The organism is Microbacterium sp. Root322 (assembly GCF_001425645.1).
GTDB lineage: Bacteria > Actinomycetota > Actinomycetes > Actinomycetales > Microbacteriaceae > Microbacterium > Microbacterium maritypicum.
This window is the reverse complement of sequence record NZ_LMCS01000003.1, coordinates 589,242-611,280: the sequence shown is the minus strand read 5'-3', so window position 1 is coordinate 611,280 and position 22,039 is coordinate 589,242. Positions and strand designations below refer to the sequence as shown.

27 protein-coding genes and 3 tRNA genes are annotated in these 22,039 nt (G+C 66.6%); 8 read left to right on the top strand and 22 right to left on the bottom strand.

Going from position 1 to position 22,039, the window contains the following annotated elements; genetic code table 11:
- Positions 1–46: 46 nt before the first annotated feature.
- From ASC55_RS15300 to ASC55_RS15280, 5 genes are all read right to left on the bottom strand, one after another.
- On the bottom strand, positions 47–412 hold the full coding sequence (locus ASC55_RS15300; RefSeq protein WP_055877233.1) for a hypothetical protein: 366 nt from the start codon (positions 410–412) through the stop codon (positions 47–49).
- Positions 409–1,032, bottom strand: coding sequence for an Asp23/Gls24 family envelope stress response protein (locus tag ASC55_RS15295; RefSeq protein WP_055877230.1), 624 nt, complete (start codon positions 1,030–1,032; stop codon positions 409–411). Before ASC55_RS15295 ends, ASC55_RS15300 begins: the two co-directional genes overlap by 4 nt.
- Positions 1,029–1,595 (bottom strand): RNA polymerase sigma factor, encoded by a 567-nt coding sequence (locus ASC55_RS15290; RefSeq protein ID WP_055877225.1) that lies wholly within the window; start codon positions 1,593–1,595, stop codon positions 1,029–1,031. Before ASC55_RS15290 ends, ASC55_RS15295 begins: the two co-directional genes overlap by 4 nt.
- A gap of 122 nt (positions 1,596–1,717) precedes the next feature.
- Positions 1,718–1,891, bottom strand: a complete 174-nt coding sequence (locus ASC55_RS15285) for a CsbD family protein (RefSeq protein ID WP_017828199.1) — start codon at positions 1,889–1,891, stop codon at positions 1,718–1,720.
- Between the two features lie 62 nt (positions 1,892–1,953).
- Complete coding sequence (locus ASC55_RS15280) at positions 1,954–2,403, bottom strand: Asp23/Gls24 family envelope stress response protein (protein WP_235562598.1); 450 nt, start codon at positions 2,401–2,403, stop codon at positions 1,954–1,956.
- Positions 2,404–2,582: 179 nt separating this feature from the next.
- Here ASC55_RS15280 and ASC55_RS15275 point away from each other — a divergent pair, with 179 nt between their 5' ends.
- From ASC55_RS15275 to ASC55_RS15260, 4 genes are all read left to right on the top strand, one after another.
- A complete protein-coding gene (locus ASC55_RS15275; RefSeq protein ID WP_055877222.1) occupies positions 2,583–3,209 on the top strand; it encodes a TetR/AcrR family transcriptional regulator in 627 nt (208 codons plus the stop codon).
- Positions 3,210–4,892, top strand: coding sequence for an MDR family MFS transporter (locus tag ASC55_RS15270; protein WP_055877219.1), 1,683 nt, complete (start codon positions 3,210–3,212; stop codon positions 4,890–4,892).
- 104 nt (positions 4,893–4,996) lie between these two features.
- Complete coding sequence (locus ASC55_RS15265; protein ID WP_235563396.1) at positions 4,997–5,299, top strand: hypothetical protein; 303 nt, start codon at positions 4,997–4,999, stop codon at positions 5,297–5,299.
- 105 nt (positions 5,300–5,404) lie between these two features.
- On the top strand, positions 5,405–6,229 hold the full coding sequence (locus ASC55_RS15260) for a CPBP family intramembrane glutamic endopeptidase (RefSeq protein ID WP_055877216.1): 825 nt from the start codon (positions 5,405–5,407) through the stop codon (positions 6,227–6,229).
- A 32-nt stretch (positions 6,230–6,261) separates the two neighbouring features.
- Here ASC55_RS15260 and ASC55_RS15255 read toward each other — a convergent pair whose 3' ends face one another.
- Positions 6,262–7,326, bottom strand: coding sequence for a zinc-binding alcohol dehydrogenase family protein (locus tag ASC55_RS15255; protein ID WP_235563395.1), 1,065 nt, complete (start codon positions 7,324–7,326; stop codon positions 6,262–6,264).
- 80 nt (positions 7,327–7,406) lie between these two features.
- Positions 7,407–7,742, bottom strand: a complete 336-nt coding sequence (locus ASC55_RS15250; RefSeq protein ID WP_055877210.1) for an L-rhamnose mutarotase — start codon at positions 7,740–7,742, stop codon at positions 7,407–7,409.
- 138 nt (positions 7,743–7,880) lie between these two features.
- On the opposite strand from ASC55_RS15250, the gene ASC55_RS15245 reads away from it, so the two are divergent.
- Complete coding sequence (locus ASC55_RS15245) at positions 7,881–8,093, top strand: hypothetical protein (RefSeq protein WP_055877207.1); 213 nt, start codon at positions 7,881–7,883, stop codon at positions 8,091–8,093.
- Between the two features lie 66 nt (positions 8,094–8,159).
- On the opposite strand, the gene ASC55_RS15240 is transcribed toward ASC55_RS15245, so the two are convergent.
- The 7 genes from ASC55_RS15240 to ASC55_RS15210 form a co-directional block, all read right to left on the bottom strand.
- Positions 8,160–8,233: transfer RNA gene (locus ASC55_RS15240), tRNA-Met, on the bottom strand.
- Between the two features lie 35 nt (positions 8,234–8,268).
- Positions 8,269–8,340: transfer RNA gene (locus ASC55_RS15235), tRNA-Thr, on the bottom strand.
- A gap of 68 nt (positions 8,341–8,408) precedes the next feature.
- Positions 8,409–9,701: a M23 family metallopeptidase gene (locus tag ASC55_RS15230; RefSeq protein WP_055877204.1), complete on the bottom strand. Its 1,293-nt coding sequence runs from the start codon at positions 9,699–9,701 to the stop codon at positions 8,409–8,411.
- 121 nt (positions 9,702–9,822) lie between these two features.
- Entirely contained in the window at positions 9,823–10,617 is a 795-nt protein-coding gene (locus ASC55_RS15225) for an inositol monophosphatase family protein (RefSeq protein WP_055877201.1), read from the bottom strand.
- Complete coding sequence (locus tag ASC55_RS15220) at positions 10,614–11,633, bottom strand: hypothetical protein (RefSeq protein ID WP_157559473.1); 1,020 nt, start codon at positions 11,631–11,633, stop codon at positions 10,614–10,616. The genes ASC55_RS15225 and ASC55_RS15220 overlap by 4 nt, the downstream gene beginning before the upstream one ends.
- A gap of 119 nt (positions 11,634–11,752) precedes the next feature.
- Entirely contained in the window at positions 11,753–12,553 is an 801-nt protein-coding gene (locus tag ASC55_RS15215; RefSeq protein WP_055877198.1) for an enoyl-CoA hydratase/isomerase family protein, read from the bottom strand.
- Between the two features lie 46 nt (positions 12,554–12,599).
- Positions 12,600–13,091, bottom strand: coding sequence for an FBP domain-containing protein (locus tag ASC55_RS15210; RefSeq protein ID WP_055870154.1), 492 nt, complete (start codon positions 13,089–13,091; stop codon positions 12,600–12,602).
- A 528-nt stretch (positions 13,092–13,619) separates the two neighbouring features.
- On the opposite strand from ASC55_RS15210, the gene ASC55_RS15205 reads away from it, so the two are divergent.
- The 3 genes from ASC55_RS15205 to ASC55_RS15195 are packed head-to-tail and all read left to right on the top strand — an operon-like array spanning position 13,620 to position 15,711.
- Positions 13,620–14,081 (top strand): hypothetical protein, encoded by a 462-nt coding sequence (locus ASC55_RS15205; protein WP_055870151.1) that lies wholly within the window; start codon positions 13,620–13,622, stop codon positions 14,079–14,081.
- A 29-nt stretch (positions 14,082–14,110) separates the two neighbouring features.
- Positions 14,111–14,728 carry an RNA polymerase sigma factor gene (locus tag ASC55_RS15200; RefSeq protein ID WP_055877195.1) on the top strand — a complete coding sequence of 206 codons (618 nt, stop codon included), beginning with the start codon at positions 14,111–14,113 and terminating at the stop codon, positions 14,726–14,728.
- Entirely contained in the window at positions 14,725–15,711 is a 987-nt protein-coding gene (locus tag ASC55_RS15195) for a hypothetical protein (RefSeq protein WP_055877192.1), read from the top strand. The genes ASC55_RS15200 and ASC55_RS15195 overlap by 4 nt, the downstream gene beginning before the upstream one ends.
- Positions 15,712–15,735: 24 nt before the next feature.
- Here ASC55_RS15195 and ASC55_RS15190 read toward each other — a convergent pair whose 3' ends face one another.
- The 8 genes from ASC55_RS15190 to ASC55_RS15160 form a co-directional block, all read right to left on the bottom strand.
- Entirely contained in the window at positions 15,736–16,842 is a 1,107-nt protein-coding gene (locus ASC55_RS15190) for an ABC transporter permease (RefSeq protein WP_162243060.1), read from the bottom strand.
- Between the two features lie 74 nt (positions 16,843–16,916).
- Entirely contained in the window at positions 16,917–17,591 is a 675-nt protein-coding gene (locus ASC55_RS15185; RefSeq protein ID WP_055870139.1) for an ABC transporter ATP-binding protein, read from the bottom strand.
- Positions 17,588–18,673 carry an efflux RND transporter periplasmic adaptor subunit gene (locus tag ASC55_RS15180; protein WP_055877189.1) on the bottom strand — a complete coding sequence of 362 codons (1,086 nt, stop codon included), beginning with the start codon at positions 18,671–18,673 and terminating at the stop codon, positions 17,588–17,590. The genes ASC55_RS15185 and ASC55_RS15180 overlap by 4 nt, the downstream gene beginning before the upstream one ends.
- Positions 18,674–18,678: 5 nt before the next feature.
- Positions 18,679–19,656 carry a hypothetical protein gene (locus tag ASC55_RS15175; RefSeq protein ID WP_055870133.1) on the bottom strand — a complete coding sequence of 326 codons (978 nt, stop codon included), beginning with the start codon at positions 19,654–19,656 and terminating at the stop codon, positions 18,679–18,681.
- Positions 19,657–19,733: 77 nt separating this feature from the next.
- On the bottom strand, positions 19,734–20,126 hold the full coding sequence (locus ASC55_RS15170) for a hypothetical protein (RefSeq protein ID WP_055870130.1): 393 nt from the start codon (positions 20,124–20,126) through the stop codon (positions 19,734–19,736).
- Between the two features lie 331 nt (positions 20,127–20,457).
- Positions 20,458–20,769: a DUF2510 domain-containing protein gene (locus ASC55_RS17530; RefSeq protein ID WP_055870127.1), complete on the bottom strand. Its 312-nt coding sequence runs from the start codon at positions 20,767–20,769 to the stop codon at positions 20,458–20,460.
- 131 nt (positions 20,770–20,900) lie between these two features.
- Positions 20,901–20,985 (bottom strand) — tRNA-Tyr (locus ASC55_RS15165).
- 86 nt (positions 20,986–21,071) lie between these two features.
- Complete coding sequence (locus tag ASC55_RS15160) at positions 21,072–22,001, bottom strand: PfkB family carbohydrate kinase (protein ID WP_055877186.1); 930 nt, start codon at positions 21,999–22,001, stop codon at positions 21,072–21,074.
- Positions 22,002–22,039 lie beyond the last annotated feature (38 nt).

Here is a 22,039-nt window from a genome sequence, read left to right as displayed (position 1 = left end):
CCGCCGTCCCCCCGGACGGCGGCACTCGGTGGTCGTAGGCACGGGGTCAGGAACCCACGTGCGCCTGCCCGTGCGCGCCGGCCTGCACGTGCGCGACCGTGAGCGTGATGCTCTCCCGCTGTATGCCGCGCGCCCCGAGCAATGCGTCGATGGCCGCGTGCCCAGTGCGGAGGATCTCCGCCGACTTCGCGCCGGAGTCCACACCGAGCGTCGCCTCCACCGCCACCCCGTCGCCCGCGGCGACCACCGACACGATCGGCTCGTCGTCCTTGCGCACGCCGATCGCCTCGGCTCCCGCGCGCAGCAGGTTGGAGATCAGGGAACCCGATCGGTAGACGCTGCGAACGCCCGGCGTCGACCGCAGCGTCGCCTCGATCGCCGCGGCGAGCTCGTCGCGCTCCTCCGCCCTCATCGGCTCTCTCCCGCCCACGACGACACCTCCCGGACGTCCTTGATCGCGATGTCGATCGCGATCACGTTCAACTCGGTATGCGCGCGAAGGCCTCGATCGACCTCGGCCCGCAGCTCAGCGGCGACCTTCGGGATCGACTGACCGTGCAGAGCGCTCGCGTCGATCTCGATCCGGATCGGCGCACCCGCCTGCGTCACGTCCCCGTCGAGTCGACAGCGCCCGACGAGGAGTCCCGGCACGGCATTCTCCGCAGAGCGGATGAGGCCGCGCACCGCTCCCTCGGTGATCGCGAGATCCACGTGCGGATCCGGTGACTCCAAGGGGATGCGGCGTCCGGCGCGCGCATCCATCGCGATGCCGCTGAGGATGCGATCGACCCAGTTCTCGTCGACCGGGGGTTCGGCTGCGGCTTCTGCGGCGATGAGCTCAGCACCGAGCCCCTGCAGCCGTTCCAGTGCATCCAGCGCCAGCTGACAGCCGGGCGACTCGTCGATCGAGCGATCGGCGGGCTGTCGCCCCGCGTCGAGATAGTCGGTGAGCTCGTCGAGCGTGTGCCCGTCGAGATCGGTCGGTTCCAGGCCGAGCCGGCGGACTTCGCGAGTCTCTCTCTCGTCGGTCATCGCCACTCCTCCATCCGTACGATCATGTATTTCCGGGCCCGCGCGAGCAGGCCGCGCGCGGTCGAGACGGGGATGTCGAGCTCCTCGGAGATCTCCTCGTAGGAGTACCCGCCGATCTCCCGCAGCACCCAGCATTCGCGCTGCGCGTCCGGCAGCTCTCGAAGCGCTGCCCCGAGGGCGGCGACGCCCGCGCGAGCCTCGACGACCGCGGTCGGTGAGGCATGCAGCGGAGCCGGACGGTCGATCGAATCGATGTCGACGGCCGGGCGGATCGCGCGGATGCGATCCACGGCCTTCCGGCTCACGATCCTCATCAGCCAGCTCTTGACCTTGGCCGGATCCTCGAGTTCGCCGAACCGCTGCCAGGCGGTGACGAAGGACTCCTGCACGATGTCGTCCACATCCGCGGATGCATTCAGCATCCGCTGTGTGTACGCGCGCATCATGGGCGTGTACCTGCGCACGAGCACCGCGAAGGCCTCGACGTCGCCGTCCATCGCGCGTCCGGCGACGATGCCGTCGTCCGCGTGTTCGAGCGCTGTGCGAAAGCGTTCGTCTTCCATCTACCCCACCCCTCGATCCGATCCCCTGAGGGATTCGGAACAGATGCCCCAACGGATCGGATCATTGTTCACCCGCCTGTGAGGGATCGGGGAGAGGCCGTGCGGGCCTCTCCCCCGCCTCGTCACTTCTTGAACGCATCCTTCACGTTCTCGGCGGCATCGCGGACGTTGCCCTTGGCCTGCTCCGCCTTGCCCTCGGCGACGAGCTTGTCGTCATCGATGACCTTGCCGACGGTCTCCTTCGCCTTGCCGGCGATTTTCTCGGCTGCGGCCTTGATCTTGTCTTCAGCGCTCATGGCTTCTCCTTCTCCTTCTCCACCGACCCCGCATCTCGGGGCCGAGTCCTCGACGAGGCGGCTTATGCCGTCGGTGCCTCGTCCGTGTCTGCGGTGTCGCCTTCGTCATCCGAGGGGACGTGCACGTCGTCGATGGTGACGTTGACCTCGACCACGCCCACCCCGACCAGATCGACCATGTCCCGGTGGATCGCCGCGCGGACGTCATCCGCGACCTTCTGCAGCGAGACGGGGTACTCGGCGACGATCGTCACGTCGACGGTGATCTGTGCTTCGCCGACCGCGACGCTGATCCCCTGCGAGAGGTCGGTCGTGTTGAGCGCGTCCCGAATCGCGCCCACCATGCGTGCGGCGCCCCCGCCGAGCGCATGGACTCCGCTGACGTCACGCGCAGCGATGCCGGCGATCTTCGCGACCACCGCATCCTCGATCGTGGTCGTCCCCACCGCAGCCCCCTGCGGCGGGGTGACGACCTGAATCTCGGGCTGGGTGCCACCTGTCGTGTTCGTCATCGTGAGCTCCTTCTTCCTCATGCCGCTCGCAGTGCGAAGCGCAGGTCGCGGTCGGCGACGCCACCACTAGGACGTATACCGAACGGCAGATGTCACAGATCCGTCGAAAGAAATCTCTGAAGACCCCTGACGAACCGCTCACGGTGCACTCAAAGGTTGAGAGTGCAATATTGCACTCCATGACCGACAGTGCAGATTCCTTGCGAGAACAGCGCAAGCGAGAGACCTCCCGCGCCCTCACCGACGCCGCACGACGTCTGACGACGGAGAAGGGGTTCGCCGGGTTCACGATCGAGGAGGTGTGCGCCGAGGTCGGAGTCTCCCGCCGCACGTTCTTCAACTACTTCGAGAGCAAGGAGAATGCGGTCTTCGGGTTCGCGACGATCGACTCGTCCCAGGAGGCGCTCGAGGAGGAGTTCGCCGCCCGACGCGGAGACCTGCTCGACGACTTCCTCCGGTTGACGATCCGCCGCTTCGAGCTGTTCAACCCGGTCGAGGACGCCCCCGCGATGTTCGCCGTGATCGAGCAGGAGCCGCGTCTGCTCAAGGCAGCCTTCGAGCATCTCGCGAAGAACGAGAGGCGCGATGTGGGGCTGATCCTCCGCCGAACCGCCGAGACCGATCGCACCGCCGACGACGCCGCCGAGCTGCAGGCCGAGGTGGTCGTGCACACCGTCGGCGCGCTCGTGCGCATGAGCATGGACGAGCTGCTGCATCGCCAGTCGACCGAGCCGTTCGCCGATCTCCTCACCCGACGCCTCGACGTCGCCCGCTCGCTCTACGCACCGTCACAGAAAGCGCACTGAATGTCCGCCACCTCCACGAAGGACGCCCCCTTCCTGCTCACGAAGCGCCGCATCTGGATCATCTTCAGCGCCCTCATCGCAGGCATGCTGCTCTCCAGCCTCGACCAGACCATCGTGTCCACCGCCATGCCGACGATCGTCGGGCAGCTCGGCGGCGTCGACCACCAGGTGTGGATCACCACCGCCTATCTCCTGGCCACCACGATCGTGATGCCCATCTACGGCAAGTTCGGCGACGTACTGGGTCGACGCAGCCTGTTCCTCGTCGCGATCGCTCTGTTCACCCTGGCCTCGGTCGGCTGCGCATTCGCCACCGATTTCTGGATGTTCGTCGTCTTCCGCGCCCTGCAGGGCCTCGGCGGTGGCGGCCTGATGATCCTGTCCCAGGCGATCATCGCCGACATCGTCCCTGCCAACGAGCGCGGCAAGTACATGGGGCCGCTCGGTGCGGTCTTCGGGCTGTCCGCCGTCGCCGGCCCGCTCCTCGGCGGCTACTTCGTCGACCACCTGACCTGGCAGTGGGCGTTCTACATCAACATCCCCGTCGGGATCGCGGCATTCATCATCGCGCTGGTCGCACTCAAGCTGCCGAGCAAGAAGGCCGAGAAGCCGATCGATATCTTCGGCGTCATCTTCCTCTCGATCGCGACCACGTGCCTGATCTTCTTCACGGACTTCGGCGGAGACAAGGAATTCGGTTGGGACTCGCTCGCGACCTGGGCCTGGGGCGCCGGGCTGGTCGTCGCCGCGACCGCCTTCGTGATCACCGAATCGCGGGTTCAGGACCCGATCATCCCGCTGAGCCTGTTCCGCAACCCGATCTTCGTCAACGCCACTGCGATCGGGCTGGTGCTCGGAATCGGGATGTTCGCGGCGATCGGCTTCGTGCCGACGTTCCTGCAGATGTCCTCCGGCACGTCTGCGGCGGAATCCGGACTGCTGATGATCCCGATGATGGTGGGGCTCATGGGCACGTCGATCTTCTCCGGAATCGCGATCTCGAAGACCGGCAAGTACAGGATCTATCCGATCCTCGGCACCATCATCACCGGCATCGCCATGGTCTCGATGACCACTCTGTCGGCGTCGACGCCGATCTGGCTGATCTGCGTGTTCCTGTTCGTGTTCGGCGCCGGGCTCGGCCTCATCATGCAGGTCGTCGTCCTGGTCGTGCAGAACGCGGTCCCGGCCGGCGAGATCGGCACCGCGACGAGCACGAACAATTACTTCCGCGAGGTGGGAGCATCTCTGGGAACCGCGGTGTTCGGGACGATCTTCACCACACGTCTGACCGAGAACCTGCTCGGCGTCTTCACCGGCGCCGGCGCCTCCCCCGAAGGCGCCTCCGAGGCCGCATCGACGATCGATCCGTCGACCCTCAACTCGCTGCCGGACGAGGTGCGGGAGGGCATCGTCACCGCCTACGCGGACGCTCTCGCGCCGGTCTTCTGGTACCTCGTGCCGTTCATCGTGCTCGCGCTGCTGCTCTCTTTGTTCCTCAAGCAGATCCCGCTGTCGGATCAGGCAGGACTCGTCGCACGCGGCGAGGCCGTCAGTGGCGAGGAAGCCGAGAGGTTGGAGGCCGCACAGCGCGGGGTCGGGCGCGCAGACGGCGTCTCGGCGACCGCCGTCGCGGCCGATGCCGACCCGACGGACACCGACACGACACCGCTCACGCGCTGAGACGAGCGGCACCTGCCCCGACGTGGGCAGGGGCCGCCGTCTGTCAAGGGGCTCCCCTTCCGGGCGTGGATCCCGCATTCTTCACCGTGGGGACAGCGAGGAGAATGATGGAGCACGATCCTGATCGCAGGTTCACGCTGGTCGAGGTCAGCGCGACCGACTGGACCATCCACGATCTGCAGTACCCGGAGAACGACCACCGTCGCGTCGTCTGCACGATCTTCGAAGACGCCCCGACCGAAGTCGAGGTCCTGTGGCGACGCGACCTGCCGCTCGCTTTGCGCTATTCCTCGGCTGCCGACGTTCTCGAGGCCGTGCGCAGGTTCCAGGACACCTCACGCGCCACACGTCCGATCCCGATCCCACATATGCCTCCGGCGCGTGGCCCGAGGGGGTTCCGCGGGTGAGCCGTCCGACACTCCCCGGATTCTCCGGATGGACGCTGACCGCCGTCGTGCGACAAACTGACGGATAGTCGGCCGCCCCCACCCGCCGACGGTCTGGAGCATCCCATGTCGAGCCCCACGGACGCGTCCCCCTGGAAGAGGTTCTGGGAGAAGGGCGGCTGGTGGCGTGCGCTCGTCCTGGCTGCCGTGTACTTCGTGCTCTACGACCTGCTCTCGCTCGCGTTCACGCCCCTCGCCCTTCAGCTCGACGACCCGACCGGTGCCGCTGCGGTCGTCGTCTACTACGTCCTGCCGCTCGTCGTCGGCGGCCTGCTGCTCGTCGGCTTCATCGCGTCGGTCGGGTGGTGGCGCGACGTCTTCGGTCCGCAGCCGATCCGAGGACGGGGATGGATGTGGATCGCGATCGTCGTCGTGCTCCTGTTCAACATCCTGCGCTTCGCCACGATCGACTACGGCGACGTCGGATTCGACGTCGTGGCCAGCTGGCTGTTGGCCGGACTCTTCATCGGGTTCGCCGAAGAGGTGCTCACCCGGGGGCTGGTCGTCAACCTCGCCCGCAAGGCCGGATACCGCGAGATCGTGGTCGCGGTGCTCTCCGCCGCCGTGTTCGCCGGCCTCCACGCCGGGAACCTCCTGAGCGGACAGTCGGTGTTCGCGACCGCGTTCCAGCTCGTGTACACCTTCGCGTTCGGCATCCTGATGTACCTCGCGCTCCGGGTCACCGGGACGATCCTCGCGCCGATCCTGCTGCACGCCAGCACCGATCCGAGCATCTTCCTCCAGACCGCGCACCCTGCCGAAGGCGCTCTCACCGCGTTCGCCGGTTTCGGCAACATCGTCGTCATCGCCGCTGCGGCCGTGCTGATCTTCTTCATCCGCGGCCGCGTGGGCGACGCCGCCCCCTCCTTCGCCGAGGACCGCGCCGCCTGACGGATGCCGAGCGGCCGCGGTCCCCTCGATCCTCAGGCTGATCGATCCCCCTCCGGCCAGTCGGTGACGACGACCTTGCCGATGGTGCGCGACGCCTCGACGATCTCGTGGGCCTGACGCATGGTCGCCGCATCCAGCGGCGTGAGGTGGGTCGTCACGGTGGTGCGCAGCGTGCCGTCGTCCACAAGCGCGGCGACGGCCTCCAGCAGATCGTGCTGGTAGTGGTCGGCGGGGTCGGTGACGGGCCTGGTGAACATGAGCTCCCAGTGCCAGGTCACGCTCTTCGCCTTGAGCGCGTCAATGCTGCCACCGGTCTCGTCGATGGAGACCACCTGCCCGCGTGGACGGATGACGTCGGCGATCGCCCGGACGTTGCCAGGAGTGAACGACGTGAACACGTAGTCGACGCCGGCGGGAGCGATCGCCGAGACCTCGGAGACGAAGTCGCGACCCACGACGTGGTCGGCCCCCATCTGCCGCACCCACTCCGCGGTCTCAGGGCGGGAGGCCACCGCGATGACCTCGAGACGCGTGAGCGCCTTCGCGAGCTGGATGATGAGCGAGCCGACGCCGCCTGCGGCCCCGATCACGAGGAGCACGCCCTCGCTCTCCTGGGTGAGCGCGAGCCGGTCGAAGAGACTCTCCCACGCGGTGATGACGGTGAGGGGCAGAGCGGCCGTCTCGGCGACCGAGAGAGTGCGTGGGGCATGCCCGACGATGTTCTCGTTCACGAGATGGAACCGGGCGTTGGTGCCGGGGCGGTCGATCTGACCCGCGTAGTACACGCGGTCCCCCACCGCGAAGCGCGTGGCCTCGTCGCCGACGGCCACCACGACTCCTGCCGCGTCGTACCCGAGGACCCGAGGCGCCCCGGTGGTGGCGGCTCCCGCACGCACCTTCACGTCGACGGGGTTCACCGAGACGCCCTGCACCTCGACGAGCACATCCCGTCCGGCAGGTCTCGGCACGGGAAGGAAGATGTCGCTGAGCGCGTCGGGGGCCGACACGGGACGCCTGCCGCGGGCGCCGATCGCGGGCATCCGCTCAGGGAGGGACAGCGGGGTGGAAGAGGATTCCGGAAGGTTCGTGGTTGCCATGCGCGCCACGCTATCCGAAGCCCTCTAGTTACCCGCAAGCGCTCCTAGTATCCAAAAGATACCGATCGCTGGCGCAGATCTCAACCTTCGTAGCTCCGCTGTGTCGACAGCGCCCACACCTGCTCGATCGGAGTGAACCCGTCCTCCCCGTCGGGCCCGTGGAACCCCTCAACGAAACGGCCGATGTCGGCCTGCCACGCATCGTTCGCCGGCGAGGCGTTGACCACCCGCATCGCCGCGTCGAAGTCCTCGCACTCGACGATGTGGAACAGGTTGCGACCGGAGCGCCAGATGGTCCAATCCTCGATCCCGGCGACCCCGAACAGGTCCCGCAGCCCATCGGGGACGCGGGCGTGGTGGGTCCGGTAGTCGTCGATCGCACCTTCTGCGATCACCGAGTGCAGTGCGATGCGCATGCCGCTCCTTGTTCGTTCTCAATCGATTCCCCTGCCACGATAGGCCCCCCGCCGGCCTGCCGCGGACGGGCGCGCGACACCACCGACACGCCCCGGCACCTGCGGGGGGTATGGGGACGCCGTCGTAGCCTCGAGGGCATGACTGTCGAGTACCTCGGGACCGTCGTGTCGTCCATGTGGCTGACCGTCGCCATCCTCGCCGGAGGATTCGCCCGGACGCGCAACAGGTCCGCGTGGGCGTGGTTCCTTCTGACGCTCCTGTTCGGCCCGATCGCAGCTTTCCTGCTCGTCGTGTGGCCTCCCGTTGCGAGAGCGCCCAGGGCACAGCCCTCGCACTCGCCCGCGGAATAGTCGCAGGTCGCCGGGAAAGTACCGCCGGAAAGCAGAAAAACCCCGGCGAACCGGGGTTTTCATCTGTAGCAGGAGCGGGGCTTGAACCCGCGACCTCACGATTATGAGTCGTGCGCTCTAACCAGCTGAGCTACCCTGCCGCGAGGCATCCGTCCGCGTGAGAAGAATGCTTGCGAGCCCCGAGTCAGGATTGAACTGACGACCCCTTCCTTACCATGGAAGTGCTCTGCCACTGAGCTATCGGGGCGTGCTGCCCCTCGCGGGGCAACCGTACGAGAATACCATCACTGTGGCGTCCTCATGAAATCGAGCCGGTCAGTACGACGTTCGACCGGCATTCTCCTTGAGCCACGGCATCGGGTCGATGGTCGATCCGTTGACGATGAGCTCGAAGTGCAGGTGCGCGCCGTAGGAACGGCCCGTGTTGCCGGTCTTGCCGACGATGGTGCCGACCTTCACCGTGTCGCCGGCCTTGACGTTGAGGGAGCCATACTGCATGTGCGAGTAGTGGCTCGTGATGACCTGGCCGTCGATGACGTGGTCAATGTAGACGGTGACACCGAAGGCGCCGCCCTGCTCGGTCGCGATGCGCACCGTGCCGTCGGCGATGGCCTGGATGGGGGCCCCGTCGCCGGGCACGAAGTCGATGCCTTCGTGGAGACGGCCACTGCGCATGCCGTACCCGTAGCTCATGCCCACGCCGACGAGGAACGGCCACTGGATGGCGGCGTCCGGATCGTTCGTGAAGATCTCACCCGAGTAGTTGATGCCCTGTTCCGCCGCGACCTCGGCGAGCGAGACCGTGCTGAAGTCATCGGCGCGAGTGAGCGATTCGCTCTCCACACCGGACGGGGCGACGAAAGCCTGGATCTCGTCGTCGGCGGCGTCCTTCGCGGCGGCCGCGGAGGAGGAGACCAACGACATCGATGCCGCCGAGGCTCCCTGAACGCCGGCAACGGCTTCAGCGGGGAGCGTCATGGACACCGCGAGGAGACCGGCGAGGCTCATCACACCGACGGTCGCGCCGAAGGTGACGGCCTTGCGGATGCTGCGAGGACGACGAGGCGCCACGTGCGCGGAAGCGACAGGCTCGTCACTCGACCCCTGCTCCGGCTGCGACGGGTCGGCGGCGGCGGAAACCGTCGGCACCGAACCGGTGACACGGAAGGCGCGGGATGCGCGCTCGAAAGCATCGACCTCGTCGTCATTCCCGGAAACGGGATACGGGGCTTCTTCGGGAGAGGCTGAGGGTTCGATCGACTCGGGAGCCTCTTCAACTTCGACGTCGGCTTCGACGTCGACGAGCTCGAAGGCCTCGTCGACGTTCTCGGCCGCGACGGGCACGGCGGGAACATCGGCGATGATCGGCTCGGGGCTCGCCGCCGTGAAGGGCTCGATCAGCGCTTCGGCTGCGACGTCGTCGGGCGCCTGGCGCTGGCGGGCGGCGCGTCGGGAAAGAGGAGCGACGGCAGCGAGGGCGATAGCGGTGGACTCCGCGGCAGAAATGGGTGCCGTCGGTCCCGCCGCGGGGGCCTCAGAGGCCGCAGTGCGGAGTCGGCTGGACCGGCGCGTGGGCGCAGAGGCAGCCTGGGAATTCTCGAAGGGCAAAGCGTTTCTCTCGGTCGTGCGTCAAGCTCGGGGGGCGCAAACTTTGACTTTCACCTTCGGGTGGCGAAAGTAACGATCCCGTAAACCCTACCCTGACCAGGCTGGGAATGCCATGAATCGTTCACGGTTTCTCGTCGAGGATCGCGAGGAGTCGGGCGTGCACATCGGGTCCACCCGCGATCAGCATCGGACGCAGGGAGTCGACGTCGATTCGCGAAACGACGCCACCCGCCTCCTCGACCAGGAGGGCGCCGGCGGCGAAGTCCCAGGGGCGGAGTCCTCGCTCGAAGTACCCGTCGAGTCGTCCGGCCGCGACGAAGGCGAGGTCGAGCGCCGCAGCGCCCATGCGACGGATGTCACGGGCCATCGGCATGACTCGGGCCACGGTCGCGATGTCCCCCTCGTGGGTGGCGGGGTCATAGCCGAACCCCGTCGCGAGCAGAGCGCCTGCCGGGGTCGCGGCGGTCACCGCGAGCCGGCTCCCGTTCACCCACGCGCCGTGGCCGCGGGCAGCCATGAACGTCTCGCCCAGTGCCGGCGCGTTGACGGCCCCGGCGAGCGCTTCCCACGTCGCCGGGTCGGGTTCACCCCGGACGGCGGCGATGCTCACGTTGTACGCCGGGATGCCGTAGGCGTAGTTGACGGTGCCGTCGATCGGATCGACGACCCAGGTGATCCCGCTGCTGCCGACCTCGGCGCCCGACTCCTCGCCGAGGAAACCATCGTCAGCTCGTGCTGCACGAAGACGTGCGCGGATCAGCGCCTCGACCTCTCGGTCGGCTTCGGTGACGATGTCGGCCAGGGACGATTTGGTGGCCGCCAGGCGCACACCCTCCTGTCGACGTGTGCGCGCGAGTCGTCCGGCCTCCTCAGCGATCTCGGTGGCGAGTTCGCGGAGTTCGAGTTCGAGTGTCACTGTGCAGGCTGCTGCGGGGCGGGCGGAGGCGGCGGGAAGGCCGGCGACGGCTCCTGAGGAGAAGCCGTCGACTGCGCGGCGGTCGGTGCCGGCGGTACCGGGTGCTCTCCCGAAGCGACGGGTGCGGGCACGACAGGCTGCGCGAACTGCGGGGCGGCCGGGAGCGGCGGGGCAGGCTGCGGGGGCAGGGGCTGGGGCGCGACCGGGAAGGCCGAGCCGGGTACCTGACCGAGAGCCTGCTGCGGCGCGACGGTCGGATACCCGGTGTAGTAGGCGTTCCAATCCGGAGTCGCGTCGGGGAGGGCAGGGAGCGGCGTGATGCCGTCTGCGTAGGTGGGCCACGCCGGCGCCGCCGCCACCGCACGATCGGCAGGCGTCTTCTTCTTCGGCGCGAAGAGCGCGTTCAGCAGCGGGATCAGCGTCGTGCCGACGGCCACGAGGATCGTGAGCGCGACCACGATGCGCCAGTACAGCTCGCCGTACTCGAAGGTGTTCGGGAAGGCGAGGAAGAACACGAGCATGCCGACCAGGCCGACGAGGAACGTGACGGTGACGATGTAGATGATGCGCGTGAACGTCGTGACATGTCTCTGCGCGGCCGGAGTGAACAGGCGCACATGCAGCAGGGCGAGCTGGAGGATTCCGATGACGAGGAGCAGCTGGAAGAACCGCTCCGCGCCGAAGTAGAAGCCGTCCTCCGGCAGCCAGATCTTCACGGCGCCGACGAGGAGAGCGACGATCCAGCTCACCATGCTCGCCAGCTGCAGCCAGTCGGGGCGATTCGGCGCCAGCCCTGCTTCGAGGATCGCGATCCCCGCGAAAGCCGCCAGCAGGAGGATCGTGAGGAAGGCCCGACCGATCAGACCGTCCTGATCACCGATGAGCACCCAGACCACGCACACGAGAGCCGCAGCGATCAGAGCCCCGATGGCGATCCACAGAGAGCCCCTGATGAGCAGCGACATGTTCTTCTTCTCACCCTGCGTCTGATGCGTGGTGATGTCCGGATGGGACATGGCGATCCTCTCGTCGAGCGGCGATGCCTTCATCCTGCCACGCGCGTCGACGGTTGCCACGGCTCCCGCCCCATCCCGGGGAAGCTCACTCCTCCCCCGCGCCTGGGCAGGAGAGGTCGTCAGCCCGCCTTCTTCGCCGACGCCGCGGCGAAGGCTGCGACCCTGGCCTGCGCGTCGGGCGTCTCCAGAGCCGCACCGATCGAACGCGCCTCTTCACTCAGCTGCTCGACGAAGGAGCGCTCGGGCTGGGAGCGCACCAACCGCTTCGCCTGACCGTAGGCTTCGGCCGCTCCTGCCAGCCAGAACCGCGCGATCTCCTCACCGCGTGCTCGCACGCTCTCCGCCTCGGAGACGGCATCCGCACCCTCGACGGCTTCGGCGACGAGCCCCCATTCCACGGCCTCCGCCGACGAGAGCAGTCGGTCCTGCAGCACGAGCTGCAGGGCGCGGCGCTGGCCCACGGCGCGGGCGAGTTGAGCGGAGACGGACAGATCCGGAGTCAGACCGATGTTCGCGTAGAGGCTGCCGAGCTTCGACCGTGAGCCGACGACGGCGTAGTCGCTGCACAGCAGGATGCCGAGACCGCCGCCTGCGGTCGTGCCGTGGGCAGCCGCGACGACGGGCACCGCAGACTCCGTGAGCGAGCGGATACCGGCGTTGATCACCTCGGCGAGCGCGGTGATCTGCCCACCGGACGCCCCCATCGTCGTCGCCATGTCGATCACGTCGCCGCCGGCGCAGAACGCGGGGCCGGCGGCATCGATGAGAATCGCCTTCACGTCGGCCCTCGAGGTCGCCTCGGCCGTCGCATCCTTCCAGGCGTGCGCCAGGTCGGCATTGAAGGCGTTGAGGCGAGCGGGGCGGTTCAGCGTCAGCCGGGCCATTCCCTCTTCGACGGCGAACAGGATGGCATCACTCATGGCTTCTCCTTCGAGCGCAGGACGTGTGGGACCAGCGTAACCGCGATCAGACCCGCTCCCAGACCTGCGAGACGAAGCTCTCCATCCGCCGACGGGTGCCGTCGAGGCGGAAGTCGACCTGCCCCGGAGTGCGCACCTCGTTGGGCGCGAGCGGGTGGGCGAGGCGCACATTCTCGTGGCAGGAGAGGTCGGCGCACATGTAGGTGCCGAACGAGTCCCCACGCGTGCCCGCTTCACCGGCCCGACGTGCGGAGAGGAGCGCGACCTGGTTGCCGGGCTGCATCGTGTGGCAGATGTTGCACATGCCCGAACGGGCGCGGCCGGGCTCCGTCGCGCGCAGCACGATGCCGACCACCTCGTCGTCGTGAGGGATCACCACGTAGCCTCGACGGCTCGCACCCGGATCCTGCCAGGCGAAGAAGTCGAGGTAGTCCCAGTCGACGAGCAGGAAGTCGTGCGGCATCTCCATGAGGCGCAGCTCGTCAGCATCCGCATTGACGAACGATGCGCGGACGTCGGCTTCGGTGAGCGGTCGCATCGCTCCAGTCTATGAATCGTTCGCGGTCCCGGGGCCACGTCACATCTGCCGCGTCGTGACCATCCAGAACACGGTCTCGAACGTCTGGGCGACGAACACGGATGCCCAGACGGATGTCGCACCCTTGTCGTCGACATACCAACCCGCGGGCGCGGTCACGAACGATCTCGGAGGTCGGTGCGAGCACACGTCGTCGTGACCACGCTATTCATGGTGAGGGCCACGGTGACGAGAGAACGCCCCCGCCCAATCTTCTCGGTGGGAGTCACCCATCGCGCGACCACGAAAGTGAGACCTGACACCACGAGCACGTCGCGCGAAGACAGCTGTGAACTTAGCTGGGCTCAGTCATCGAACAGGTGTGTCAGGAATCGCCCTCAGCCGCAAAGAAGGAGCGGATGGGACCGCTATCCCGCGCGGATACTGAAATCGGAGGGCACCCGTACTGAGATCGGAGGCCATTCGCGCCCCTCGGCGGGGTGCTCGGTTGGCCCCCGGGTTCCCTCGCATCCTGAGCCTGGGGGCAACATGAAACGCACCATCACCACCATCGCGGCGCTCGTCCTCGCACTGGTTCTCACACCTGCCACAGCCAACGCAGACTCCGACGAACTCCACCCGGATGTCGAGTACGCCTTGGAGGCGTTGCCCGGCGGCTTCGCCGTGAACGACACCACCGCCGTCTGGCCGGCACTCGGGATGATCCTCGAAGCGGGGTCGGAGTCCGCGTCGCTGCGCGCTGTCGGCAGTTGCGCCACCGGGACATACTGCGCATACGCCTCGCCCAATCTTCAAGGCTCGAAGTTGACGTTCACCATCTGCACCACCGTCAGCACAGCCGCATTGCAGTCCGTCGGATCCATCGCCAACGGCCGCTCCTTCGGCAGCGTTCGCGCGCGCAACTCCTCAGGCACAACGCTCGCGACGGCCGGGGCGAACGGTTCCGCGAACGTCGGCGCTGGCACCACCAACTTGCTCTGCACGCTCTGAGCACCCGATAACCTGAGGAGACGAGCGAGATGAGCGGGGCGTCTTCGATGGTGAGGCTGGGGCTATTCGATACCGTCCGCGTCGTTCTTGCCGGAGCTGAGAGCTTTCCCCTTCCGGCTGAGGCGCATTCCAGCACCTCGACGAGCGCCCCGGCTCTCAACAAGGCCGTCGTCTTCCGCCGATTGTTCGATGAGTATTGGCCTCTCGTGCACCACCACCTGTCGTGTTTCCTCGACAACCAGGAAGAAGTCGACGAGATCACTGCGGAGGTGTTCGTCGTCGCATGGAGGAAACTGCGTCCGGAGACGCCGATGGGCTTGCGCTGGTTCATCCGCACCGCAGACAACAAGGTCCGCGATGTCGACCGAAGTGCCCGTTCGCGAGGGAGGGCGCTTGACGCGATGAGCCGGGGCTTGGAGAACGCCGCGGAGCGGCTTCATCCGCTGGAGGCGCTCGCGCTGCGTCAGGCTATGAAGAAGTTGAACGCCCGTGAGCGTCAAGTGGTGGTACTCACATACTGGGACGAACTCACCGCCGGTGAGGTCGCGGCTGTGCTGCGTTGCAGTTCTGCGGCGGTATGGACCACACTCACCCGCGCGAGGACGAAGCTGCGTATCCAGCTTGAGGTGAAGGAGGACGGGCGATGAACGTCTCCGACGAGGAGCTGGACCAGCTGTTCCGAGCAGTGAGCCCTGCGCCGGGCGCACGCTTCGCTCCGCTCACCGCGCGCGACATCGCTATCCGCGAGGGCATCATCCGCGGGACGTTCGAACTATCACCGGAGCCTCGCCGTCGCGCAGGGCGGGTCTGGGGCGGCGTGACCGCCGTGGTGGCATCCATCGCTGCGGTCACCATCATCGCGGTCAACGTACTGGGTCCGCCGCAATCCGCTGTCGCGCTCACCCCCCCGCCACTGCAATACGCAAACGCGCAGCCGCTGTCTGCCGTCGTCACAGCCGCTGAGCTGAAACTCGATCTGCCAGACGACGTCGTCCAGGAGTCGCGGGTGCAGACGCTGAGCTGGGGGTGGAACATCGACATGGCGAAGGGGCGGGTGGAGGTCGTGCCGCAAAAAACAACCTTCGACTGGTCGCCGGAGACTGGCTCCATCAGCACGGTCGTCGCCGCCGAATCGTATTGGTCTGGCGATGCGCGGCCTGAGGGCATCGCTGAGAGTCCGTATCGACCTGGTGACATCATCAGCGAACTCACGACCAGCGCCGCAGACCTCGACATCCCGCCCGGGGTTGTGAGCCTGAAGGGGTCGAGTCGCGAGGAACTGTTTGCAGCGCTGGGAGAGCTTGGCGCGTCAGCCGACTCTTCATCCGGAGACCTCCTCGTGGCCATCAGCCAACTGCTGAGCTACTGGACCTTGACCGACGAACAGCACGCGACCTTAATCCACATGCTCGTCGATGCAGGCGATGTCACGGTTCTCGGCGAATCGACCGACCGACTGGGACGAGCGGTCGTCGGGCTCCGCACAACCATCGACGACCGCGGTTATCAGAACACACTCCTCATCTCTCGGGATACGGGGCGGATAGTCGGTACCGAGAACGAACTGACCAAGGCGATGGAGTTCATTCCTGCTGGTGTCGTCGGGTACACGCTGTGGGACGTCAAGTGAGACAGAACGAAATCGAATAGACGTTCATCGACGGAACGCCTCTACCGGTTCGATCCTCGTGGCTCGAATCGCCGGATAGAGCCCCGCGATCGATCCGATGGCCACACCCATGACCGGCCCCATGATGAGCGACCATGGTTCGATGACGGCCGTCCACTGCTGACTCACTGCGATGGCGGTCACGGCTGCCATCGCCAACGCCGTACCCACAAGCCCACCCAGGAGCCCGCGCACGACTGACTCTCCGAGGAACTGCATCGCTATATGTCTGGGCAAGGCGCCGAGCGAACGCCGAAGTGCGATCTCTCGCGTGCGGGCGATGACGCCGAGCAATGACACGTTGGCGATTCCGACACCACTGACGAGAACGCAGATGCCTGCGAGTGCGAAGAAGAGCGCCTGCGTCGACGTGTTGACCCGGTCTTTCACGACCGTCGGCTTCGGAGGTGGGACGATCTGAAACGCGGTGAGTTCCGCGGGGTTCAAGGCGACCGCGAGCTGGTCGGCGACAACCTCCGATGCCCCCACCTCGGTGGCTACGACCATCGTCTCCCGCTGTCCTGGTGCAGTGAAGTGTGTCCGAGCGAACCCGTCGGGGATGATGACGCTTGTCAGCGCAGCGCTCGAGCCGGTCGTGTCATCGATGACGCCGATGACAGTGACCCGAAGGTCGTTGAGCACGATGACGGGTTGATCAGCGATGTCGCTGATACGGAGGTCGCCGGCCAGCTTGTCTCCGATGACCGCAACCGGCTGATCCTCATGGAACTCATCGAATGTGCGGCCGCTGGACACCTCAGCGCCGACGAGATCGAAGTACCCCGGTGTCGCTGCCAGCAACGAAGGTTGGGAGGAGCCGGGGTCGATCGACGGAGGATTTACGCTGATGGTGACGCCGGGGACGTTCCACCATCGTCCGGTCGCGGTGACCCCGTCGATCTGACCGACACGGCGGTCGGCGTCCGTAGCGAAGAGAGGTTCGGTCCCGGTTCCCCCAGTGCGGGGAGTCACCGTGATCTGGGTGGCTTCGACTCTCAGGAACTCGTCACTGATCTGTCCGTTGGCGCTGGCGGTCACGCCGAGCACCGCCACGAAGGACGCGACGCCGATCGCGATTCCGACAATCGTCATCCCCGAGCGAGACGAGCGTTGCACAACACCGGCCATCGCCTCGTTGAGCAACCGCCTGCGCACCGGGTGACGGGTCATGACTCCTCGCTCAACGCGCCATCAAGCATGTGCAGTGTTCGATTGCCGTGGCGGGCGACGTCGGCGTCGTGGGTGATGAGCACGACCGTGCGGCCGACGGCGTTGAGGTCGTCGAAGAGGGTGAGGATGGCCGATGCGGTTACGCTATCCAGGTTTCCGGTCGGTTCATCGCACAACAGCACCGCGGGGTCGGATGCCAACGCTCGGGCGATGGCTACTCGTTGTTGCTGTCCGCCCGAGAGTTCGGTCGGCAGCCGGCGGTCGAAAGCCCCGAGTCCGACTGCCTCCAACGCCTCGTATGCGCGAGCGCGAGACTCTCGCTCCGTCGTTCCGTTGTACAGGTCGCTGAGCATCACGTTCTCTAAGCAGGTGCGTTGTTCGAGCAGGTGGAAGGACTGGAAGACGAACCCGATGTCGGTGCCCCGCACACGCGCCCGCTCGTTTTCCGAAAGCGGCGTGACGTCCTGGCCTCTCAACGCGTAGGTTCCCGCCGTCGGCTTGTCGAGAAGGCCGAGAAGGTTCAGAAGAGTCGATTTCCCAGAGCCGGACGGGCCGACGATGGTGACGAAATCGCCTTCATCGATGGTGACGGAGGACGTTACCAGCGCGTGCACCTCGGGTGGCCCAGGGTAGACACGCGAGACGTCTCGCAGTTCGACGACAGCTGTCATTGCACGCCCAGCACGACCAGGTCACCGACAGCGAGATCTCCGTCGCTGGCGGTCACTCGCGCCTGTCCGCCTCCCGTCTCTTCGACAGTCACCATGACGCGATGAGGGTTCTCCCCGTGCACGTGCAGTACATATGTTCCGCCGGTCGCGTTCGAGCGGATAGCGGAGAGCGGAACGATGAGACCGACCTCAGCGTCCGCGCCGGTCAAGACGGTGATCTCCACCTTTCGGTCAATAGCCGCGGCTGGCAACGCAACATCCGGCTGGACTGTGACGGTGGCCCGGCTGACTCCATCGTCTCCCGTGACCAAGCCGCCCACCGCGGTGATCGTGCCGTCCTGCGCACCGCCGATGGCACTGCCTGTCACGGATACGCGGTCACCGATGTGAACAAGCTGCGACGTCGCATCGGCGACTTCTGCTATCACTGTCGGATCGGATGTGGTCGCCCGAATCAGCGGACTCTCGACCGCTCCTCCGAGCGGGGACGCGACACTGAGAACCGTAGCCGTGGCCGCGGCGCCGAATACGAGCTCCGCCTGGAGAGCGGCGCTGTCCACAGGAGCCACATACCCTGCAGCTTTGTAGAGGGCCTGCAGAGCACGGGTCGTCGCCGTCCCCCACGTGCCATCGGGCTCGCCGCTCAGCCACGGACGCAGCCCTTCCTGCAGGCGCCGAACATCCTCACCCTTGTCCCCGGGGCGCAGGTCCCGCAGCAGCGGTATAGAGCCTTGCAGGTAGATCACGGGCCTGTCGTTCACCTCGGCGATGACGGTACCGGCGGTGAACTGCGCTCCGAGGGCTACCGGCAGACCTGTGACAACACCTCCCCCGTTTGGCGTGAGGTCGGTCACGCTGCCGAGAGCAACGACTCCGGACAGGAGAAGCGGGTCGGTGATAGTGCCCTCTTCGACGGCAACGGTCAGCTCACTGTGCGCGGGCGGGGCAGCATCCGCCGCAACTTGTGCGGGCGAGCGCACGAAGAAGCCGGCCGCACCCCCGATGGCCGCAGATACGAGAGCTGTGACGAGGATCAGGGTGCCTACTCGACGTGTCGGCGTCATCCGGGGCTTGTCGTCCATCGTCTCTATTTGCCCAGGAGTGTGTTCACGGCCTCGAGTCGCTTCCGCTCTCCGTCCAGCGCTGATTGGAACGTGTCCGGCTGCTTGTCTATCGCTTGCTGCTCGTAGTCGGCGAGGACGTAGTAGAAAGTGTCCGGCCAGCGGCTTTCCTTCGTGCACTCGACATCTGCCAAGGCCACGGCGATAGTGTCCGCGCTGATCGCGCCCGCATTCGCAGTCGGAGCTTCCTCGAAGCGTGCGTAATCGAAGCCGGCATCCTTCATGCATGCCGACCAGGCGCTGGCTTTCTCTTTCACCGCATCGTGACTGAACGTGAGGCCGTAGACGTCGGACGTCAGGTCGCGGAGGTCGACGAACGGAACTCCGATCTCGTCTTCGACGACTCCGTAGCACCCCTTCGCGGATGGCGCATTGCCTTCGACGTCTGTCGGGATGAGCTCTGAGGAAAGTACCTGGTCATCGCCCCCCTCGCCGGGGATCATTCCTTGCTCGGGGCCGTACATCACCGCCGCCAGCTGCGCGGCCTCCGTCGGATCGCTCGGCATAACCGGGTTCAAGTTCTCCGCGCTGGACAGGTAGATGCCGGCCCCATTCGACCACTCGCCTCCGGGAGGTGCTGCGTAGCCGTACTCTTCGGCCTGGTCACGCGGGAGAGTACCGAGCCTGCCTCCCCATTGGTAGATGAGAGGCACGTCCGGATCTTCACTCAGCTGCTGGATGTAGTCGCCGCTGAACGTCGCAGAGAGACCGAAGTCGGCGATGCACCGGTTCAGTAGAGCGGCCGTGCCCTGTTGCAGCTGCTCACGTTCGGAGTTGCTCATCGCGAACGAATCGAACGGCAACGCTGCGAGCGCCTGCGTCGCGGAGAGTTCTGCAGGAAGGTCCGGGGTGGTCCATCCCTCTTCCGACGACGCGTTGGAGCATCCCGAGATGACGAGTGCGGCAATGGCGAGCAGGGGCAGTGTGGGCGCGAGGCGTTTCATGGGTTCGGGGCGTTCCTAATCTCGAGACGGTGGGGACGTGAGACCGGGCACGCAGTAGGCCCGGTCTCACGCGTGGGTCAGACTCCCGAGAACCCCGACCAGGACCCGCAGCCGAGCTGCGTGCCGTTGTTGATGGAGCACGCCTGGACGCGGAACTCCCAGCCAGGAAGCACCCACAGGGTGCGCGACTCGGTCGTGCCGGCGCCCTTGATGTTGTCAACGTACTGGTTGCTGGTATTGCCACGGAGGTTGTACGCGGTGCGGGAGCCCCACCCGTCGTTGTAACGGTCGGTGCTGGACATCGTGTCCGAGGATGCATTCCAGTACGCGGTGGCGCGCGCCTGGCCGCCTGTCGTGTACGTCGCCGTGGCGTCGGCCATCGCCGCAACCGACGGCGTGACGATCAGGGCGGCGGACACTGCCGTCGCGGCGGCGAACTTCGCCAAGCGCTTCTTCGTGCTCAACTTCATTTTCTCTCCTCATGGATGCGAGGCCTGGATCAGTATTGACCAGTTTCACCTCGGTTCCCCCTGAGTGTGAAAGACAGCGTTTCGGAGTGTCTGTCCCCCTTTCGGAGGACACGGTGGTGGCCTTTTGCAGGCACAAGGAACACCTGACACACATCTTTCCTGCCCTCACTTCGGCGTATTCCTGCGGCCAAATGCGGACGATGAGCGGGCGCCGTGCTGCCGTCGCCGCAGCCGCCGTCACCGCTTCTCTCTGCGCCTGTCGCGTCGATCAGAAAAATGTCTGTCAGGATTTTCCGTCTCGCGCAAACACCACTCCATCGACGCATGTCGCTCAGCGGGGCTCGAGAGTCTGACATCCGAGCAGTGAGTTCTTCTCCACCGACACCACCCAGTCGCGCAGCGGGAGCTTGCCGCGCGTCTGTCCGGCTCGCCGTGCGGCCGACGGATCTCGCAATTGCGCGACTGGATCCGTGAAGCCAGCGACACCCGGCCACACCCATACCGTGGTCGTGCTCGTCCCCTCCGGGACCGATGGGAACTCCGTCGATGGCGCTGCGACCGGAGAGTCCTCACCCCACCGGGAACCGTCCCACCACCGGGTCGCGCCCTTGTCGTCGACATACCAACCCGCGGGCGTGGTCACGAACGATCTCGGAGGTCGAGGCGAGCACAAGTCGTCATTGGCATGTGACCACCCTATTCATCGTGAGGGCCACGGTGACGAGAGAAGGCCCCCGCGGTAATCGCGTGGGCCTTCGAGTTCCGCGGATGTGGTGGTGGCGAGTGAGGGATTCGAACCCCCGAATGCTGAGCAGTCTGATTTACAGTCAGATCCCTTTGGCCGCTTGGGTAACTCGCCAGAGCGCACCCGTCCGACTTGGACAGCCAACCGGGGGCACGAGAGACAAGCATACCTGCCGGAGGCGGGTGCAAGAAATCGAACGGTCAGCTGCCGTTCGCGCCGCGCCTGGAGTCCTCCAGCGACTCGGGTGTCCGCAGCAGACCACCCTCGGCGCGACAGGTCGCGGCGGCGACGTCCATCGCGCGCAGCAGCAGTGCACGCCACTCCCCCAGGTCGGACGGAGACGCTGCGACCAGGCCCTCCGAAACCGCCGCGAGAGTCGCGTCCCCCGCGCCGACGGTGTCGATCACGACACCGGGAAGCTGCGCGATGGGAGCCGAGACGATGCCGGCATCCGCATCGATGGTGGCGCCGTCGGCACCCGCGGTCGCGAGGACGGCAGCAGCGCCGAGGGCCCGCAGACGGGCGCGCAGGGCGTCGAGGTCGCCGTCGTAGAGGATCGTCGCGTCATCCGCGCCGACTTTGACGATGGCGGCCGAAGCCGCGAGCCGCTCGAAGCCGCGGACGAACTCCTCACGGTCGCTGAGCATTCCGGTGCGCGGGTTGGGGTCGACGGCAACGCGCGCACCCGCCAGGGCATCGGTCAGGGCGTCGACCTCGACCGGCTCGTCGAACGGGAAGCAGCTGATCGCGACGAGCCCGGCGTCGGCGATCGCCTGTCGAGCCTCGTCGGAGTACAGGATGCTGCGCTTCTGTGCGGCGTCGTTGAAGACGTACTGCGGCTCACCGTTCGCCGCCCGTTGCACCATCGCCCGCGAGGACCCGAGCGGGGCCTCACTCCCGATCAGCCGCACGCCGTGGTCGGAAAGGTACTCGCGGATGTGCGCGCCGGCCTCGTCATCTCCCACCATCGCGATCAGCGTCGTCACGACTCCCAGGCGCCGCAGTCCGACGGCGACGTTGAGTGCGGCACCGCCGACGAGCTCGCGCACCCCCGAATCGTCGCGGATCTCATCGATCAAGGCGTCGCCGATCACGACCACGGAACCGGCGGAAGAAGTCTGGTTGCTCACCCGCCGACACTATCGCGGCACGGGGAGCCGACGGCAAC